The sequence below is a fragment of the Enterobacter sp. BWH52 genome, assembly GCF_001037565.1.
Taxonomy (GTDB): Bacteria; Pseudomonadota; Gammaproteobacteria; order Enterobacterales; family Enterobacteriaceae; genus Enterobacter; species Enterobacter hormaechei_C.
Map to the genome: position 1 here is coordinate 2,270,667 of NZ_KQ089854.1, position 17,685 is coordinate 2,288,351.

Annotated in this window: 15 protein-coding genes; 11 read left to right on the forward strand and 4 right to left on the reverse strand. The window is 56.2% G+C overall.

What is annotated here, in order from left to right:
• Positions 1-281 precede the first annotated feature (281 nt).
• On the forward strand, positions 282-1,355 hold the full coding sequence (gene ompC, locus SK47_RS10690; protein WP_023314189.1) for a porin OmpC: 1,074 nt from the start codon (positions 282-284) through the stop codon (positions 1,353-1,355).
• A 45-nt stretch (positions 1,356-1,400) separates the two neighbouring features.
• On the opposite strand, the gene SK47_RS10695 is transcribed toward ompC, so the two are convergent.
• Positions 1,401-2,891, reverse strand: a complete 1,491-nt coding sequence (locus SK47_RS10695) for an MFS transporter (protein ID WP_048244129.1) — start codon at positions 2,889-2,891, stop codon at positions 1,401-1,403.
• 116 nt (positions 2,892-3,007) lie between these two features.
• Here SK47_RS10695 and SK47_RS10700 point away from each other — a divergent pair, with 116 nt between their 5' ends.
• From SK47_RS10700 to narI, 6 genes are all read left to right on the forward strand, one after another.
• Positions 3,008-3,583 (forward strand): TetR family transcriptional regulator, encoded by a 576-nt coding sequence (locus tag SK47_RS10700; protein ID WP_003857036.1) that lies wholly within the window; start codon positions 3,008-3,010, stop codon positions 3,581-3,583.
• A 211-nt stretch (positions 3,584-3,794) separates the two neighbouring features.
• Positions 3,795-5,180, forward strand: a complete 1,386-nt coding sequence (locus tag SK47_RS10705) for a NarK family nitrate/nitrite MFS transporter (RefSeq protein ID WP_003857034.1) — start codon at positions 3,795-3,797, stop codon at positions 5,178-5,180.
• Positions 5,181-5,247: 67 nt separating this feature from the next.
• Positions 5,248-8,988: a nitrate reductase subunit alpha gene (locus tag SK47_RS10710; RefSeq protein ID WP_048244131.1), complete on the forward strand. Its 3,741-nt coding sequence runs from the start codon at positions 5,248-5,250 to the stop codon at positions 8,986-8,988.
• Positions 8,985-10,529: a nitrate reductase subunit beta gene (gene narH / locus SK47_RS10715; protein ID WP_003857031.1), complete on the forward strand. Its 1,545-nt coding sequence runs from the start codon at positions 8,985-8,987 to the stop codon at positions 10,527-10,529. Before SK47_RS10710 ends, narH begins: the two co-directional genes overlap by 4 nt.
• Positions 10,529-11,224 (forward strand): nitrate reductase molybdenum cofactor assembly chaperone, encoded by a 696-nt coding sequence (gene narW / locus SK47_RS10720; RefSeq protein ID WP_048244133.1) that lies wholly within the window; start codon positions 10,529-10,531, stop codon positions 11,222-11,224. Before narH ends, narW begins: the two co-directional genes overlap by 1 nt.
• Entirely contained in the window at positions 11,221-11,901 is a 681-nt protein-coding gene (gene narI, locus SK47_RS10725; RefSeq protein ID WP_003857027.1) for a respiratory nitrate reductase subunit gamma, read from the forward strand. Before narW ends, narI begins: the two co-directional genes overlap by 4 nt.
• Before the next feature lie 79 nt (positions 11,902-11,980).
• Here narI and nhoA read toward each other — a convergent pair whose 3' ends face one another.
• Complete coding sequence (nhoA, locus tag SK47_RS10730) at positions 11,981-12,826, reverse strand: N-hydroxyarylamine O-acetyltransferase (protein ID WP_003857025.1); 846 nt, start codon at positions 12,824-12,826, stop codon at positions 11,981-11,983.
• A gap of 105 nt (positions 12,827-12,931) precedes the next feature.
• Between nhoA and SK47_RS10735 the strand changes: the two genes are divergently transcribed.
• The 3 genes from SK47_RS10735 to SK47_RS10745 all read left to right on the forward strand — a co-directional run bounded on the left by SK47_RS10735 (position 12,932) and on the right by SK47_RS10745 (position 14,417).
• Positions 12,932-13,504 (forward strand): flavin reductase family protein, encoded by a 573-nt coding sequence (locus tag SK47_RS10735; protein WP_003857024.1) that lies wholly within the window; start codon positions 12,932-12,934, stop codon positions 13,502-13,504.
• A 125-nt stretch (positions 13,505-13,629) separates the two neighbouring features.
• Positions 13,630-13,992 (forward strand): hypothetical protein, encoded by a 363-nt coding sequence (locus SK47_RS10740; protein ID WP_022651231.1) that lies wholly within the window; start codon positions 13,630-13,632, stop codon positions 13,990-13,992.
• Positions 13,992-14,417 carry a DUF3828 domain-containing protein gene (locus SK47_RS10745; RefSeq protein WP_003857021.1) on the forward strand — a complete coding sequence of 142 codons (426 nt, stop codon included), beginning with the start codon at positions 13,992-13,994 and terminating at the stop codon, positions 14,415-14,417. The genes SK47_RS10740 and SK47_RS10745 overlap by 1 nt, the downstream gene beginning before the upstream one ends.
• A gap of 67 nt (positions 14,418-14,484) precedes the next feature.
• On the opposite strand, the gene fusA is transcribed toward SK47_RS10745, so the two are convergent.
• On the reverse strand, positions 14,485-16,587 hold the full coding sequence (fusA, locus tag SK47_RS10750; protein WP_003857019.1) for an elongation factor G: 2,103 nt from the start codon (positions 16,585-16,587) through the stop codon (positions 14,485-14,487).
• A 161-nt stretch (positions 16,588-16,748) separates the two neighbouring features.
• Here fusA and SK47_RS10755 point away from each other — a divergent pair, with 161 nt between their 5' ends.
• The gene (locus tag SK47_RS10755) at positions 16,749-17,048 is read left to right on the forward strand and encodes an ArsR/SmtB family transcription factor (RefSeq protein ID WP_000612740.1); all 300 of its coding nucleotides are present in this window, start codon (positions 16,749-16,751) and stop codon (positions 17,046-17,048) included.
• Here the strand turns inward: SK47_RS10755 and SK47_RS10760 are convergent.
• Positions 17,041-17,682 (reverse strand): ECs1377 family protein, encoded by a 642-nt coding sequence (locus tag SK47_RS10760; RefSeq protein ID WP_048244136.1) that lies wholly within the window; start codon positions 17,680-17,682, stop codon positions 17,041-17,043. The genes SK47_RS10755 and SK47_RS10760 overlap by 8 nt on opposite strands.
• Between the last annotated feature and the right edge of the window lie 3 nt (positions 17,683-17,685).

Consider the following 17,685-nt stretch of genomic DNA (forward strand, 5'->3'; position numbering starts at 1 on the left):
TTCCATCGAAAAACTAAAACGTCCGACAATTATTTACAGCCATATTATCGTGCTTTGTTAATAATCAATTTATGTCTATATATTAACCTGATTGAGCGATTTAAGGGCAATTTACCCGATCGGGATCACACTAATTGAAATTATCTTTAATATTTTGAAACTTATTATTGAAAGCAGTCTACGGAATTTTAAAAATAGTCTGCCATTGACGATAAACCTCGTTTAAAAATCGCTCGGGTGGCTTAGGAAATACCTAAATAAAATTATAAGGATTATTTAAGATGAAACTTAAATTAGTTGCAGTGGCAGTGACTTCCATGTTGGCAGCTGGCGTTGTTAACGCGGCTGAAGTTTTTAACAAAGACGGTAACAAACTGGATCTGTACGGCAAAGTTACTGGTCTGCACTATTTTTCTGATGATGCTGGTAGCGACGGCGACAAAACGTATGTTCGTCTGGGCTTCAAAGGTGAAACTCAGATCAACGATCAGCTGACCGGATACGGCCAGTGGGAATATGAGTTCAAGGGCAATCGCTCCGAAGCTCAGGGTTCCGACGGCAACAAAACCCGTCTGGCCTACGCTGGTCTGAAATTCGATGAATTCGGTTCCTTCGACTACGGTCGTAACTACGGTGTGGCTTATGACATCGGCGCGTGGACTGACGTTCTGCCAGAGTTCGGTGGCGATACCTGGACGCAGACTGACGGCTTCATGACCGGCCGTACCACTGGCGTTGCAACCTACCGTAACACCGACTTCTTTGGTCTGGTTGACGGCCTGAACGTGGCTGCTCAGTACCAGGGTAAAAACGACCGTTCAGAGATCACCGAATCCAACGGTGACGGCTGGGGTCTCTCTTCTACCTATGAATTCGACGGCTTCGGTGTGGGTGCGACCTACGCGAAATCTGACCGTACCGACCGTCAGGTTCGTGCTGCAAGCGACCTGAACGCCGGTGGCGAAAACGCAGAAGTCTGGGCTGCTGGCCTGAAGTACGATGCGAACAACATCTACCTGGCAACCACCTACTCTGAAACCCGCAACATGACGGCGTTCGGTAACGGTCACGTTGCCAACAAAGCGCAGAACTTCGAAGTTGTGGCGCAGTACCAGTTCGACTTCGGTCTGCGTCCATCCATCGCTTACCTGAAATCCAAAGGTAAAGACATCGGTTCTTATGGCGACCAGGATCTGGTTGAATACGTTGACGTTGGCGCGAGCTACTACTTCAACAAAAACATGTCCACCTACGTTGATTACAAAATCAACCTCGTGGATGACAGCCAGTTCACCAAAGATGCCAAAGTGGCTACCGACAACATCGTGGCTGTAGGTCTGACCTACCAGTTCTAAGATCTGTTAGTTCAAAAGGCCAGCCCTCCCGGCTGGCCTTTTTTATTACTGCTGCCCTCCGACCTTTGCCAGACTAAACCAGATCCCGACCGCCAGAATCAGCAGCATGCCTCCCGCACTGCCCAGGGCCACGCTGTGCGAGGTGATGAACGCAGTTTTCGCCGCCGTCATCACCGGCTCGGCCAGCGACGGCGTCAGCTCCTGCGCCACCTTCATCGCTTCACCGATGGACGACGAGGCTTTATCGGTCAGCGACGCGCTCAGCCCCTGCGGCAGTACAATTGACGCCGAAAAGCTGCGGGTTAACAGCAGACCGAAAATGGCGATCCCCAGACCAGCACCCAGCTCGTAGGACATGGTTTCGATTGCGCCTGCGGCGGCCGCTTTCTCTTTCGGCGCGGCAGCCATGATCGCTGACGTCGATGCCAGCAGTGCGCTGGCGGCACTGAAGCCCAGCAGCACCATCAGGCTCCACGCCTGCCACTGCTGGGTGCTGAAATCGAGGGTCGACAGGCCGATAAAACTGACCGCGCTAAGCCCCATGCCTCCGGCCGCGACAATGCGTAGCCCCAGACGCCCGACCAGCACACCCGCGATCGGCCCGCTAAATCCGCTCGCCACCATCACCGGCAGCATGAATATCCCTGCTTCAAACGGCGTAAAACCATGCACAAACTGCAACTCCTGCGCCATCAGCAGTTCAAAGCCCACCAGCGCAATCATGGCGGTCATCGCCATGACCACGCCGCTTAAAATAATGCGATGGCAAAACAGACGCATGTCGATCATCGGTACGCGCGCGCGCAGCTGGATACGGACGAAGATAAACAGCATCACCGCCCCGGTAAGCAGCGTAATGGTCACCATCCACGGCGACAGCACCCCTTTCAAGGCGGTTTTGGCGCTATAGACCAGCAGTAAAATCGCCACAATTAGCATAATGGCATGGCTGATATTGAGCGGCTGCTCGGGCCGACCCTGCTGAGCAGGCACAAAGCGCGCAGCAAGCGAAACCACCATCAGCACGATCGGCACATTAATCAGGAACACCGAACCCCAGTAAAAGTGCTCCAGCAGCATGCCGCCAATCAGCGGGCCAAACGCCGCGCCGCCCGACCCAACGGCAGCCCAGACGCCGAGGGCGATATTACGGTGCCGCGCATCAATAAACAGCGTGCGGATCCCTGCAAGCGTAGCCGGAATAATCATCGCCGCGCCTATCGCCAGCGACGCGCGGGCGGCAATCAGCCAGCCCGCGGACGGCGCAAAAGCCGCCGCTAAGGATGACAGGCCAAACAGCACGCTGCCGATCATCAGCAGGCGCTTAAAACCTATGCGATCGCCCAGCGCGCCCATCGGCAGCACCATCCCCGCCATCACCAGCGAGTAAATATCAATAATCCACAACAATTCGTTGCCGCTGGCACCCAGCGTCATGCTCAATGTTGGCGCCGCCACGTGCAGCACCGTCGCGTCAATCGCCACCGGGATATATACCAGCACGATAATCACTAACGCTAACCACTGACGAAACATAAATTTCCTTTTCAGTTAAAAATTGGACACATGTCCAGATTGCGATCCTACGTAAAGTTGAACACTTGTCCAGCTCTTTGTTACACTCGTTTCGTTGCCATTGAGAGTGAGAAATTATGCGTTATCTGAGCAAGGACGAGCGGCGGGAAGAGATCCTCCAGGCCGCGATGCGCGTGGCGCTGACCGAAGGATTCGCTGCAATGACCGTGCGCCGCATCGCCACCGAAGCGGGCGTCGCCACCGGGCAGTTGCATCACCACTTTGCGTCGGCGGGCGAGCTTAAGTCGCTGGCGTTTGTCCGGCTAATCCGCGATTTGCTGGATGCTGAAATCGTTGGCGAAAACGCTGGCTGGCGCGAGCGCCTGCATGCCATGCTCGGCAGCGATGACGGCGGGTTTGAGCCCTACATTCGGCTGTGGCGAGAGGCGCAAATTCTCGCCAGCCGGGATAGCGATATTAAAGGCGCCTACGTTTTGACTATGGAGATGTGGCACCAGGAAACGGTTGCGATTATCAGGGCCGGGGCGGAGGCCAACGCCTTTACGCTTGCTGACCAGCCGGAAAATATCGCCTGGCGTTTAATTGGTCTGGTATGTGGCCTTGATGGCATATACGTATTAAATATGCCTGAAATGGACGACGCGGCCTTTAATAAGCATCTGGATAAACTTATCTCCCTCGAATTGTTTTAATACTCCCATCGGGGTATTAATTTCCGCAAAAAGTTACAATTAGTAACACATAAAGCGAACCCAGATTCCCATTCCAAACTCAGGGATTCGCTTTTTTATCTATCCTTTCAGATGTATCCCATAACATCCAATAATTCCTACAAGCTACCGACAGGTATCTTTCTGTTTTTATTTAATTTTTTCTCTCCACTTGGGTAAGCAAGAGGGTGATATGTCACATCAAAGCGAGAAGAGTAACCAGCATCTGTTGAGTAACTGGAAACCGGAAAATGCGCAATTTTGGGAGAATAAAGGGAAACATATCGCACGAAGAAACCTATGGATTTCCGTGGCGTGTTTGCTTCTCGCGTTTTGTGTCTGGATGTTGTTTAGCGCTATTGCGGTAAACCTTAATAAGGTCGGATTTAATTTCAGCACCGATCAGCTTTTTATGCTAACGGCATTACCTTCTCTCTCCGGCGCGATATTGCGTGTCCCCTACTCTTTTATGGTGCCGATATTTGGCGGGCGTTACTGGACCGTGTTAAGCACCGTTATCCTGGTCGTACCCTGTGTCTGGCTTGGGATCGCCATCCAGAATACCGCCACGCCTTACTGGGTCTTTATCATCATTGCACTGCTGTGCGGTTTTGCCGGCGCCAACTTCGCTTCCAGCATGGGAAACATCAGTTTCTTCTTCCCGAAAGCCAGACAGGGCAGCGCGCTGGGCATTAACGGCGGGCTGGGTAACCTGGGTGTGAGCGTGATGCAGCTGGTTGCGCCGCTGGTGATTTTCCTGCCGATGTTTACCTTTCTCGGCGTTCACGGCGTCCCCCAGGAGGATGGCTCGACGATGTGGCTGGCGAACGCGGCGTGGATCTGGGCGCCGCTGCTGATTCTGGCCACCCTTGCGGCGTTTTTTGGCATGAACGACATCGCCAGCTCGAAAGCATCCATTGCCAGCCAGCTTCCGGTACTTAAGCGCTTTCACCTCTGGCTGCTGAGCCTGCTTTATCTGGCAACCTTCGGCTCGTTTATCGGTTTCTCGGCAGGCTTTGCCATGCTGTCGAAAACCCAGTTTCCGGACGTAAATATCCTCCACCTCGCCTTCTTTGGTCCGCTGATTGGCGCCCTGGCGCGTTCGGCTGGCGGGATGATTTCAGACAGGCTGGGCGGCGTACGGGTGACGCTGATCAACTTCGTCTTTATGGCCATCTTTAGCGCCCTGATTTTCCTGACACTCCCCGGGTCTGGTTCAGGCAGTTTTATCGCCTTCTATCTGGTCTTTATGGGCCTGTTTCTGACCGCAGGCCTGGGCAGCGGCTCGACCTTCCAGATGATCGCGATTATCTTTCGCCAAATCACCCTCGACCGCGTAAAAAAACAGGGCGGGAGCGACGAACAGGCACAGCATGAAGCGGTGACCGAAACGGCTGCCGCGCTGGGCTTTATCTCTGCCATCGGTGCGGTGGGCGGGTTCTTTATTCCCAAAGCCTTTGGCACATCCCTGGCGATGACCGGTTCTCCGGTGGGCGCCATGAAGGTCTTCCTCGTGTTTTACATCGTCTGCGTGCTCGTCACCTGGCTGGTGTACGGCCGCAAATCCTCACAAAAATAATAACTACCTCTTCGCCGGAGCGTGATGCCTCACCCTCCGGCCATGCTATCGAAGCAGGAGAAATGTCATGAGCAAACTGTTGGACCGCTTCCGTTACTTCAAAACAAAAGGCGACAGTTTCGCCGATGGGCACGGGCAGGTGTACCACACCAACCGCGACTGGGAGGACAGCTACCGTCAGCGCTGGCAGTTCGACAAGATTGTGCGATCCACCCACGGCGTTAACTGCACCGGCTCCTGTAGCTGGAAGATTTATGTCAAAAATGGCCTGGTGACCTGGGAAACCCAGCAGACCGACTACCCGCGCACCCGCCCTGACCTGCCTAACCACGAACCGCGCGGCTGCCCACGTGGCGCAAGCTACTCCTGGTATCTCTACAGCGCCAACCGCCTGAAATACCCGCTGGTGCGCCGCAGGCTGATCGAACTCTGGCGCGAGGCGCTGGCGCAGTATACCGACCCGGTGCTGGCCTGGGACGCCATTCAGAACGATCCGCAGAAAGCGCAGAGCTACAGGAAGGCGCGCGGTAAAGGCGGTTTTATCCGCTCAAACTGGAAAGAGCTTAACCAGCTGATTGCTGCCGCCAACGTCTGGACCATCAAAAACTACGGCCCGGATCGGGTAGCCGGTTTTTCCCCCATCCCGGCCATGTCGATGGTCTCTTATGCCGCCGGTACGCGCTATCTCTCCCTGCTCGGCGGCACCTGCCTGAGCTTCTATGACTGGTATTGCGATCTGCCTCCGGCGTCGCCGATGACCTGGGGCGAACAGACCGACGTGCCGGAATCGGCGGACTGGTACAACTCCAGCTATATCATTGCCTGGGGCTCGAACGTGCCGCAGACGCGCACCCCGGACGCCCACTTCTTTACCGAAGTGCGTTACAAAGGCACCAAGACCGTCGCCATTACGCCGGACTTCTCGGAGGTGGCAAAGCTCAGCGACCAGTGGCTGGCCCCCAAACAGGGTACCGACAGCGCCCTTGCCATGGCGATGGGGCATGTGATCCTCAAAGAGTTCCATCTTGATAACCCGAGCGATTACTTCCTCAACTATTGCCGCCGCTACACCGATATGCCGATGCTGGTTCTGCTGGATGAACAGGCTGACGGTCGCGTGGTGCCGGGCCGCATGCTGCGTGCATCGGATCTGGCCGACGGGCTGGGTGAAACCAATAATCCGGAGTGGAAAACCATCGCCTTTGACGTGGCCGGAAATCTGGTGGCGCCGAATGGTTCCATCGGCTTCCGCTGGGGTGAAAAAGGCAAATGGAACCTGGAGTCGCTGGCCGCGGGACAGGAAACCGAGCTGACGCTTTCCCTGCTCATCACCCACGACAGCGTGGCAGACGTGGCCTTCCCTTACTTCGGGGGCAACGAGAACCCGCATTTCCGCAGCGTGAAGCAGGAGCCGGTGCTGACGCGCCGAGTACCGAGTAAAACCCTGACGCTGGCCGACGGCAGCCAGAGACGCGTGGTTAGCGTGTACGATCTGGTGCTCGCAAACTACGGCCTCGATCGCGGTCTGGAAGACAGTAACGCGGCGACAAACTACGCCGAGATAAAAGCCTACACCCCAGCCTGGGGCGAACAAATTACCGGCGTCCCCGCTTATCTGATAGAAAAAATCGCCCGTGAATTTGCCGACACGGCGCATAAGACCCACGGACGGTCGATGATCATTCTCGGGGCCGGTGTGAACCACTGGTACCACATGGACATGAACTACCGCGGGATGATCAACATGCTGGTCTTCTGCGGCTGCGTCGGGCAGAGCGGCGGCGGCTGGTCGCACTATGTCGGCCAGGAAAAGCTGCGCCCGCAAACCGGCTGGCTGCCGCTGGCCTTCGCGCTGGACTGGAACCGTCCGCCGCGCCAGATGAACAGCACATCGTACTTTTACAACCACGCCAGCCAGTGGCGCTATGAGAAGCTCACCGCAAGGGAGTTGCTTTCTCCCCTCGCAGACGCATCGAAGTTTACCGGTCACCTGATTGATTTCAACGTCCGCGCCGAGCGTATGGGCTGGCTCCCTTCCGCGCCGCAGCTCAACCTCAACCCGCTGCACGTGAAAGCTCGCGCCGACGCCGCCGGGATGTCGCCGCAGGATTACACCGTACAGGCGTTAAAATCGGGTGATATTCGCTTCGCCTGCGAACAGCCGGACAACGGCAAGAACCACCCGCGCAACCTGTTCGTCTGGCGTTCTAACCTGCTCGGTTCGTCCGGGAAAGGCCATGAATACATGCTGAAATACCTGCTTGGCACCGAGAGCGGTATTCAGGGTGAGGATTTAGGCTCAACGGACGACGTGAAACCTGAAGAGGTGGAATGGCAAACCGCCGCCATTGAGGGCAAGCTTGATCTGCTGGTGACGCTTGATTTCCGTATGTCCAGCACCTGCCTGTTCTCGGATATCGTCCTGCCCACCGCCACCTGGTATGAAAAAGACGATATGAATACCTCGGACATGCATCCGTTTATTCACCCGCTCTCAGCCGCCGTTGACCCGGCGTGGGAGTCCCGCAGCGACTGGGAGATTTACAAGGGCATCGCTAAGGTGTTCTCTGAAGTGTGCGTAGGGCATCTCGGCACCGAAACTGACGTGGTGCTACAGCCGCTACAGCATGACTCCCCGGGGGAGCTGTCGCAGCCTTTTGATATTCTGGACTGGCGCAAAGGCGAGTGCGATCTGATCCCCGGCAAAACCGCGCCAAACATTGCAGTCGTCGAGCGCAACTATCCGGAAACCTACGAGCGCTTTACGGCGCTTGGCCCGCTGCTGGACACGCTCGGCAACGGCGGAAAAGGCATATCGTGGAACACCCAGAATGAGGTCGATTTCCTCGGCAAGCTCAACTACGTCAAGCTCGACGGCCCGGCCAAAGGCCGTCCGCGCATCGAGACCGCCATTGATGCTTCAGAGGTGATCCTCGCCCTTGCCCCGGAAACTAACGGTCAGGTCGCGGTCAAAGCCTGGGAAGCCCTCGGCGAACTGACCGGGCGCGATCACACCCATCTGGCGCTGAACAAAGAAGATGAGAAAATCCGCTTCCGCGATATTCAGGCGCAGCCGCGCAAAATTATCTCCAGCCCAACGTGGTCCGGCCTTGAGAGCGAGCACGTGTCGTATAACGCAGGCTATACCAACGTTCACGAGCTGATCCCGTGGCGCACGATTTCCGGCCGCCAGCAGCTGTATCAGGATCATGCCTGGATGCGCGCCTTCGGGGAGAGTCTGGTGGCCTATCGTCCACCGATTGATACCCGCAGCGTAACCCATATGCGCGAGATCCCGCCGAACGGCTTCCCTGAAAAAGCGCTTAACTTTCTGACGCCGCACCAGAAATGGGGCATTCACTCCACCTACAGCGAAAACCTGCTGATGCAGACCCTGTCGCGCGGCGGGCCCATCGTCTGGATCAGCGAAACCGACGCGCGCGAGCTGGGCATTGAGGACAACGACTGGATTGAAGCCTTCAACGCCAACGGCGCCCTCACCGCCCGCGCGGTGGTCAGCCAGCGCGTGCCGCCGGGCATGACCATGATGTACCACGCTCAGGAGCGAATCCTGAACATTCCGGGTTCAGAAGTAACCGGACGGCGCGGCGGGATCCACAACTCGGTTACCCGCGTCTGCCCGAAACCGACCCACATGATCGGCGGCTACGCGCAGCTGGCGTACAGTTTCAACTATTACGGCACCGTCGGCTCGAACCGCGACGAGTTCATCATGATCCGCAAAATGAAAAACATTAACTGGCTGGACGGCGAAGGTCGGGATCAGGTACAGGAGGCGAAAAAATGAAAATACGCTCACAGGTTGGCATGGTACTGAATCTCGATAAATGCATTGGCTGCCACACCTGCTCGGTCACCTGTAAGAACGTCTGGACCGGGCGCGAAGGGATGGAGTACGCGTGGTTTAATAACGTCGAAACCAAACCCGGCATCGGCTATCCGAAAAACTGGGAAGATCAGGATGAGTGGCAAGGCGGCTGGATCCGCGGTATTCACGGCAAGCTGACCCCACGCCTCGGCGGAAAAATGGGCGTCCTGTCGAAAATTTTCGCCAACCCCGTGTTGCCGCAGATTGACGATTACTATGAACCTTTCACCTTCGATTACCAGGATCTGCACCGCGCCCCGGAGGGGGATCACCTCCCTACCGCCCGCCCACGTTCGCTGATCGACGGTAAGCGGATGGATAAGATCGTCTGGGGACCAAACTGGGAGGAGCTGCTGGGCGGCGAGTTCGAAAAACGCGCCCGCGATCGAAACTTTCAGAAGATCCAGAAAGAGATGTACGGCCAGTTCGAAAACACCTTCATGATGTACCTGCCGCGCCTGTGCGAGCACTGCCTGAACCCGAGCTGCGTCGCCACCTGCCCGAGCGGTGCGATTTACAAACGCGAAGAGGACGGCATTGTGCTGATCGACCAGGACAAATGCCGCGGCTGGCGTCTGTGCATTAGCGGCTGTCCGTACAAAAAAATCTACTTCAACTGGAAAAGCGGCAAGTCAGAGAAGTGCATCTTCTGCTATCCGCGCATCGAGTCCGGCCAGCCGACTGTCTGCTCGGAAACCTGCGTCGGACGCATCCGCTATCTCGGGGTGCTGCTGTATGACGCAGACCGCATTGAAGAGGCGGCCAGCACCGAGCATGAAACCGATCTGTATGAGCGCCAGTGCGACGTGTTCCTTAACCCGAACGATCCGGCGGTGATTGAAGAAGCCCTGAAGCAGGGCATCCCGCAGAACGTCATCGACGCAGCGCAGCGTTCCCCGGTTTACAAAATGGCGATGGACTGGAAGCTCGCCCTGCCGCTACACCCGGAATACCGCACCCTGCCGATGGTCTGGTATGTGCCGCCGCTGTCACCGATTCAGTCCTACGCGGACGCGGGTGGTCTGCCGCAGAGCGACGGCGTACTGCCTGCGGTAGAAAGCCTGCGCATCCCGGTGCAATACCTGGCAAACATGCTCAGCGCGGGCGATACCGGCCCGGTGCTGCGCGCCCTGAAGCGCATGATGGCAATGCGTCACTACAAGCGCTCCCAGACCGTGGAAGGCGTGACCGATACCCGCGCCATTGAAGAGGTCGGCCTGACCGAAGCGCAGGTTGAAGAGATGTACCGCTATCTGGCGATTGCTAACTACGAAGACCGCTTCGTGATCCCCACCAGCCACCGCGAAATGGCACGCGACGCTTTCCCGGAGAAAAACGGCTGCGGCTTCACCTTCGGCGACGGCTGTCACGGCTCCGACACAAAATTCAACCTCTTCAACAGCAGCCGCATCGACGCGATCAACATCACCGAAGTGCGCGATCACGGGGAGGGAGAGTAATGCAAATCCTCAAAATCATCGCGCTGCTCATTGAGTATCCCGATGAGCTGCTGTGGGAAAACCGTGACGAAGCGCTTTCCCTGGTGGAACAGGATGCGCCCATGCTGCTGCCGTTTGCGCAGCAGCACCTGAGCGCCCCGCTGCTGGATAAGCAGGCCGAATGGTGTGAAGTCTTCGAGCGGGGACGCGCAACGTCGCTGCTGCTGTTCGAGCACGTTCACGCCGAGTCGCGCGATCGCGGTCAGGCGATGGTCGACCTGATGAGCCAGTATGAGAAAGCCGGGCTGGAGCTGGATTGCCGCGAGCTGCCGGACTATCTGCCGCTCTATCTGGAATATCTCAGTATCGTCAGCGACGACGAGGCACGTGAAGGGCTGCAAAACGTCGCGCCTATACTGGCGCTGATTGGAGGCCGCCTGAAACAGCGCGAGGTCGCGCATTACCAGCTGTTTGACGCCCTGCTGTCGCTGGCGGAAACACGGCTTTCCAGCGACAGCGTGGCGAAACAGGTGTTCGGTGAAATACGGGATGATACCCGTCAGGCGCTGGACGCCGTGTGGGAAGAGGAACAGGTCAAGTTTATCGAAGACAACGCCACATCGTGCGACAGTTCGCCGATGCAGCAATATCAACGACGCTTTAGCCAGGACGTCGCGCCGCAGTACGTGGACGTCAGCGCCGGAGGCCCAAAATGACTCATTACCTGAACGTGTTTTTCTATGACATTTATCCGTACATCTGCGCCACCGTCTTTTTCCTTGGCAGCTGGCTGCGCTACGACTACGGGCAGTACACCTGGCGCGCCTCGTCGAGCCAGATGCTCAGCAAGCGCGGGATGAACTGGGCTTCGAACCTGTTTCATATCGGCATTCTGGGGATCTTCTTCGGGCACCTGTTCGGCATGTTAACCCCGCACTGGATGTACGCCTGGTTTTTACCCATCGCGGTTAAACAGCAGTTAGCCATGATTGCGGGGGGCATTTGCGGGGTGCTAACGCTGATTGGCGGCTCTATGCTGCTGATCCGCCGCCTGTTCAACCAGCGGGTGCGCGCCACGTCCACCACGCCGGATATTATCATCATGAGTATCCTGCTGCTTCAGTGCATCCTTGGGCTGTCGACCATTCCTTTCTCCGCCCAGTATCCTGACGGAAGCGAGATGATGAAGCTGGTCGGCTGGGCGCAGGGGATCGTGACGTTCAAGGGAGGCTCGTCGGAAATGCTGAGCGGCGTCGCGCCGATCTTCCGCGTGCATCTGGTGCTGGGGATGACGATCTTCCTTATCTTCCCGTTCACCCGCCTGGTGCACGTGTGGAGCGCGCCGTTTGAGTATTTTACCCGTCGCTATCAGGTTGTGAGATCGCGCCGTTAATTTTGTCGGGTGGCGGCTACGCCTTATTCCACCTACGTTCACACTCCCGTAGGCCCGGTAAGGCGTAGCCGCCACCGGGCTATTTCCCCGCCTGCGGATGCGTATCAAACCCCGCCATCACGGCCGTCAGCTCTGCCAGGGTAAAGCCGTGCTTCGGGTCATCAACGCCCAGGCCAAACCGCGCCTGCATCAGCTGATACAGCGCCTCCGCATCCGGCAAATGGATCTGCTCTTCCACATGACCGTTCTGCCAGTGGGTAAAATTAAAGTTGGTCAGCGTTAGCTTGCCCCCGTCCGGCAGGTGGCGACACATCAGCAGGTGATGACGGAAATGGGACTGCGGCCAGTGCGCCGACCAGAAGTTTCCCATCACGTAATCGTTGAAGTACTGGGTCGCCAGGTCAAAATGATACATCGACTGCCAGTGGTCGTGATGGCGGAATTGCAGTATCCAGTCGTTACCCTCGCTCAGCAAACGATAACGCCCGTGCGGGGTTTCCTGTTCCTCGTTGGCGATCAAACGAATCGGCGCCGTCAGCGTTTGTCCGCCAAATCCCACATCGGCGATCCAGCGCTCGCCGTTCAGCTCAACCAGCAGCAACCGGTGCGTACGCGGCGGCATCTGCGACGGATTGGCCAGCACAACCCGCCCCAGCACGCTGCGCACCGTAAACCCGACTTCGCGCAATACCCGCTCAAACAAGCCGTTTTGCTCGAAGCAATACCCCCCTCGACGTGCGGTGACCAGTTTATCCACCAGACACCCGTCGTCCAGATGGATTTCCCGCGGCAAAACGACGTCGATATTTTCGAAGGGGATCGCGCAGTTATGGTGTAAATGCAGCCCCCGCAGGGTATCGATATTAACCTGTACGGGCTGCTGCCAGCCCGTGCGGGCAAAATAAGCACTCAGAAATGGGGACATGATTTGCTCCAGGAGGTGATATCCCCTGTTTATAAACTATTTTCCCTTTTGCATATGCGTAAAAGTGCTTTTTCGTCATACTCATCGTGTACACGAGGAGATCCTATGAGCCACTTTCGCCCTGTTGAATTACGTCACGCCAGCCGCCTTCTGAATCACGGTCCAACCGTGCTCATCACCAGCCGGGATGAGACCATCGATCGTCGCAATGTCATGGCCGCCGCATGGTCTATGCCGGTGGAATTTGAACCCCCGCGTATCGCGATTGTGGTAGACAAAAGCGCGTGGTCACGGGAGTTGATCGAACGCAGCGGGAAATTCGGCATTGTGATCCCCGGCGTGGCGGCAGCCAACTGGACCTGGGCGGTCGGCAGCGTCAGCGGGCGCGACGAGGATAAATTTAACTGCTACGGGATCCCGGTTATTTATGGCCCTGAGCTTGACCTGCCGGTTATAGAAGAGAAATGTCTGGCTTGGATGGAGTGCCGGTTATTACCTGTCACCTCTGCGGCAGAGAAATATGACACTCTGTTTGGCGAAGTGGTTTCCGCCGCGGCGGATGAACGCGCATTTGTCGCCGGACGCTGGCAGTTTGACGGGGATAAGCTGAATACGCTGCATCATCTGGGAGCGGGTACGTTTGTCGCGAGCGGGAAAATGGTGAAGGCGCTGGAATGATTTTTTAATTATACCCATATGAATTATATAAAATTTCTATGGCATTTTATGTTTATCATGACGATGTTAAACGGAGGATATTTCAGAAGCTGTTGTATAAACAATCTTTCGTAAAGGAAATATCCATGTCATGGAACAAAGATGGCGCAATATCATATGCGAAATCACACGCGCAGCCCAGCAGCACGGGTAATTGTGCTCGTTACGTAACAGAAGCGATCAGAGCGGGTGGTCGATTAAAACTCCCCAACACGCGTCTGGCAAAAGATATGGGGCGCACATTAGTCAATGCAGGCTTTCACCTGGTATATGATCAACCCCATGCTGGTGACGTCGCAGTTATCCAAAATATAGTTGGTCATGATAGCGGTCACGTTTGTATATACGATGGTCAACAGTGGATCAGCGATTTTGTGCAACGCACCATGTATCCTGGGCAGGCTTACCGCAACATACAACCTCATTACGAACTGTTCAGGCATGATTAATGAAACCACTCTACTTTTTACTTTTCGCCCTGTCTCCGCTCGCGGCCGCAGAAAATATTTATGCACCGGGTCAGGCGGCACTTAAATTCAATCAATGGTATATAGCGCAGTTAGATCAGAACAAACCACCCGTACTCAATCCAGACATTATGAACGAGTACGTAGCCTCAGGGACCATTGCAGCAATTAAAGAAATGTACTCTGGCGACAGTAACGATAAAGATATGCCCGATGCGGATATGTTTATCAAAGCGCAGGACTGGGATGATGACTGGAATCAGATAACCGTCTTACATTCTGATTTTGACGCCGTATGCACAAACGTCTATGTCGCATTTGGTAAGAAGCAAGATCATGTTATTGCAGATTGTCTCGTTGAAGAGCAAGGAAAATGGAAAGTGCGATCGGCGACGCTAATTAAGTAACAGGCATAAACTCCCTGTCGCGATAATAAAGACACATGGTAGCCAAATGACTACCATGTGCAATTAATTAACTCTTCACACGCTTCGCAATAATCTCATCCGCCACATTCCGCGGAGCTTCCGCAAAATGATGGAATTCCATCGTATACGTCGCGCGCCCCTGGGACATCGAGCGCAGCGTGGTGGCATAACCAAACATCTCAGCCAGCGGGACGTCAGCGCGAATAATCTGGCTGCCGTACTGCTCTGCCATCCCCTGCACCAGGCCGCGACGGGAGGAGAGATCGCCCATAATGTTCCCGGCATACTCTTCCGGCGTTTCCACCTCAACGTGCATGACCGGCTCAAGAATAACCGGGTCCGCCCGCCGTGCGCCCTCTTTGAAGCCGAGGATCGCCGCCATGCGGAAGGCCATCTCCGAGGAGTCAACGTCATGGTAAGAACCAAACGTCAGGGTCGCTTTCACATCCACCACCGGATAGCCCGCCAGCACACCCGTATTCATGGCTTCTCGCAACCCTTTTTCCACCGACGGGATGTACTCCCGCGGCACCACCCCGCCTTTGGTGGCATCTTCAAACACAAAACCACTCCCGGCTGCTAACGGCTCAAGGCTCAGGACCACATGACCGTACTGCCCTTTCCCGCCGGACTGTCGGACAAATTTACCTTCAATATCCTTCACCGCTTTACGCAGGGTTTCACGGTAGGTGACCTGCGGACGACCAATGTTCGCCTCAACGCCAAACTCGCGCTTCATGCGGTCGACGATGATCTCCAGATGCAGCTCGCCCATCCCGGAGATAATCGTCTGACCGGACTCTTCGTCCGTGTGCAGGCGGAACGACGGATCTTCCGCCGCCAGGCGCTGTAGGGCGATCCCCATTTTCTCCTGATCGGCCTTGGTTTTCGGCTCAATCGCCAACGAAATAACCGGATCCGGGAACTCCATCCGTTCAAGGGTGATCACCGCATTCGGGTCGGTCAGCGTGTCACCGGTGGTGACGTCTTTCAGCCCGACACAGGCTGCGATATCCCCTGCGCGCAGCTCGTCCACCTCATGGCGATCGTTGGCATGCATCAGCACGATGCGCCCGATACGCTCTTTCTTGCCCTTCACCGGGTTGTACACCGCGTCGCCTTTACGCAGTATGCCGGAATAGACGCGGATGAAGGTCAGCTGGCCGACGTACGGATCGCTCATCAGCTTGAAGGCCAGCGCCGAGAACGGTTCATCATCGCTTGGGTGGCGCTCGGCGTGCTGTCCGTCTTCGTCTACCCCATCAATAGCGGGCACGTCCAGTGGAGACGGCATCAATTCAATCACCGCGTCGAGCATGCGCTGCACGCCCTTGTTCTTGAAAGCGCTGCCGCACAGCATGGGCTGTATTTCACCGGAGATAGTCCGGATCCGCAGTCCTTTGATGATTTCCGCTTCATCCAGTTCGCCCGTCTCAAGGTACTTATCCATAAGCTCATCGCTGGCTTCTGCCGCAGACGAGACCATTTTTTCTCGCCACGTCTGGGCGGTACTCAGCAGATCGTCAGGCACCGGCGCGTAGCTAAATGCCATGCCCTGCGTCGCATCGTCCCACAGAATGGTGCGCATCTTGATGAGATCCACCACGCCGGTGAAGTGTTCTTCTGCCCCCACGGGGATCACAATCGGGACAGGATTGGCTTTCAGCCGCTCCTGCATCATCCGCACCACGCGGAAGAAATCTGCGCCCGGGCGGTCCATTTTGTTGACGAATGCCAGACGCGGAACATGGTATTTATTCGCCTGACGCCAGACGGTTTCCGACTGCGGCTGCACGCCACCGACGGAGTCATAGACCATTACCGCGCCGTCGAGCACACGCATGGAACGTTCCACCTCAATGGTGAAATCCACGTGCCCGGGGGTGTCGATAATATTGATGCGGTGCGGTTCAAAGCCTCTGTCCATACCAGGCCAGAAACAGCTTACCGCCGCCGACGTAATGGTGATCCCGCGCTCCTGCTCCTGCGCCATCCAGTCGGTGGTTGCCGCGCCATCGTGTACTTCACCCAGCTTGTGGCTCATCCCGGTGTAAAACAGGATGCGCTCAGTGGTGGTTGTTTTGCCCGCATCGATATGCGCGGAGATACCGATGTTGCGATAACGTTCGAGTGGAATGGGTCGGGGCATGTTATTTCCTTAAGTCTTCAAGACTGGTTTGTGACGACCGGGATGGTCGCGTATTCGTTCGTTTGTTATAATAGTCCCATTGTACGAGTATTATCGAACTATTTTTTAACGGTTGACCTATTGTTGATATAGCTCAATCTCACGCGAGACGCAGGAAAACGATGATCCCAAACCACCCGGAACCTGAACAAATAGTGTTGGAAAATGTGCTGTTCGCCCTCGGCAACCCGCTGCGATTAGCGATTATTCGCAGGCTGGCCGACGGCAGCGAACTGAGCTGTAACGCGCTGCGCCCGGAAGAGGTGGTGAAATCCACTATGACTCACCACTGGCGCGTGCTGCGCGACAGCGGCGTGATCTGGCAGCGCCCGCAGGGGCGCGAGAATATGATCTCACTGAGAAGAGAGGATCTGGACGCCCGCTTTCCGGGACTGCTGGCGATCCTGCTCCAGGCTAAGTAGCGGCAGCGTCCTCAAGACGATAAACCGGAATGCGCCGTGTTGTTCCGGTAAAGGTGTCGAACACCTCCGTATCGGACGTCACTATTCTCATCCCGGTCTTCCTTAACCGCTGCACGTCGGCGGCTATGCGCTGGAGGCCAAACCAGAAAAGCCCGTCAAGCGCGGTGACCGCAAGCCCCTGTTCCAGCGCCAGCTGGAGGCGCTCGCGGGGGGCTTTCACCTGCTGAGCGATTTGCCGGTAAGGCACTTCCGAACCGCCGGAGGCATCGATCCGCTGAATACGGGTCTTCAGGTGGTAGGTAAATTCATCTGGAATGCCCTTCAAATCCTGTTTAAGGCTGTAAACGCAGCCAAACCGCTTGCCGTTGAACAGGACATTTTTTTGACTGAGCTGGAACTCATTTCTGATGCCATCAATCAGCTGCGGTGCACGGGTAAGAAGTAACCGGAAGGGAAGCTCAAAGCTGGTCACATAATCCACGTTCAGCAGCGCGAGACGCAGCCGCTCTTCTGCCCCGGATTTCTGGTCATGACACTCGCGCATCACCTCGGCCCACTGGCGCGTCAGCCGTTCCGGCTCGCCGGCTTCGGTGAGGAGGTATTTTTCTAGATGATAATCGACTCTTCCGGTCATGTG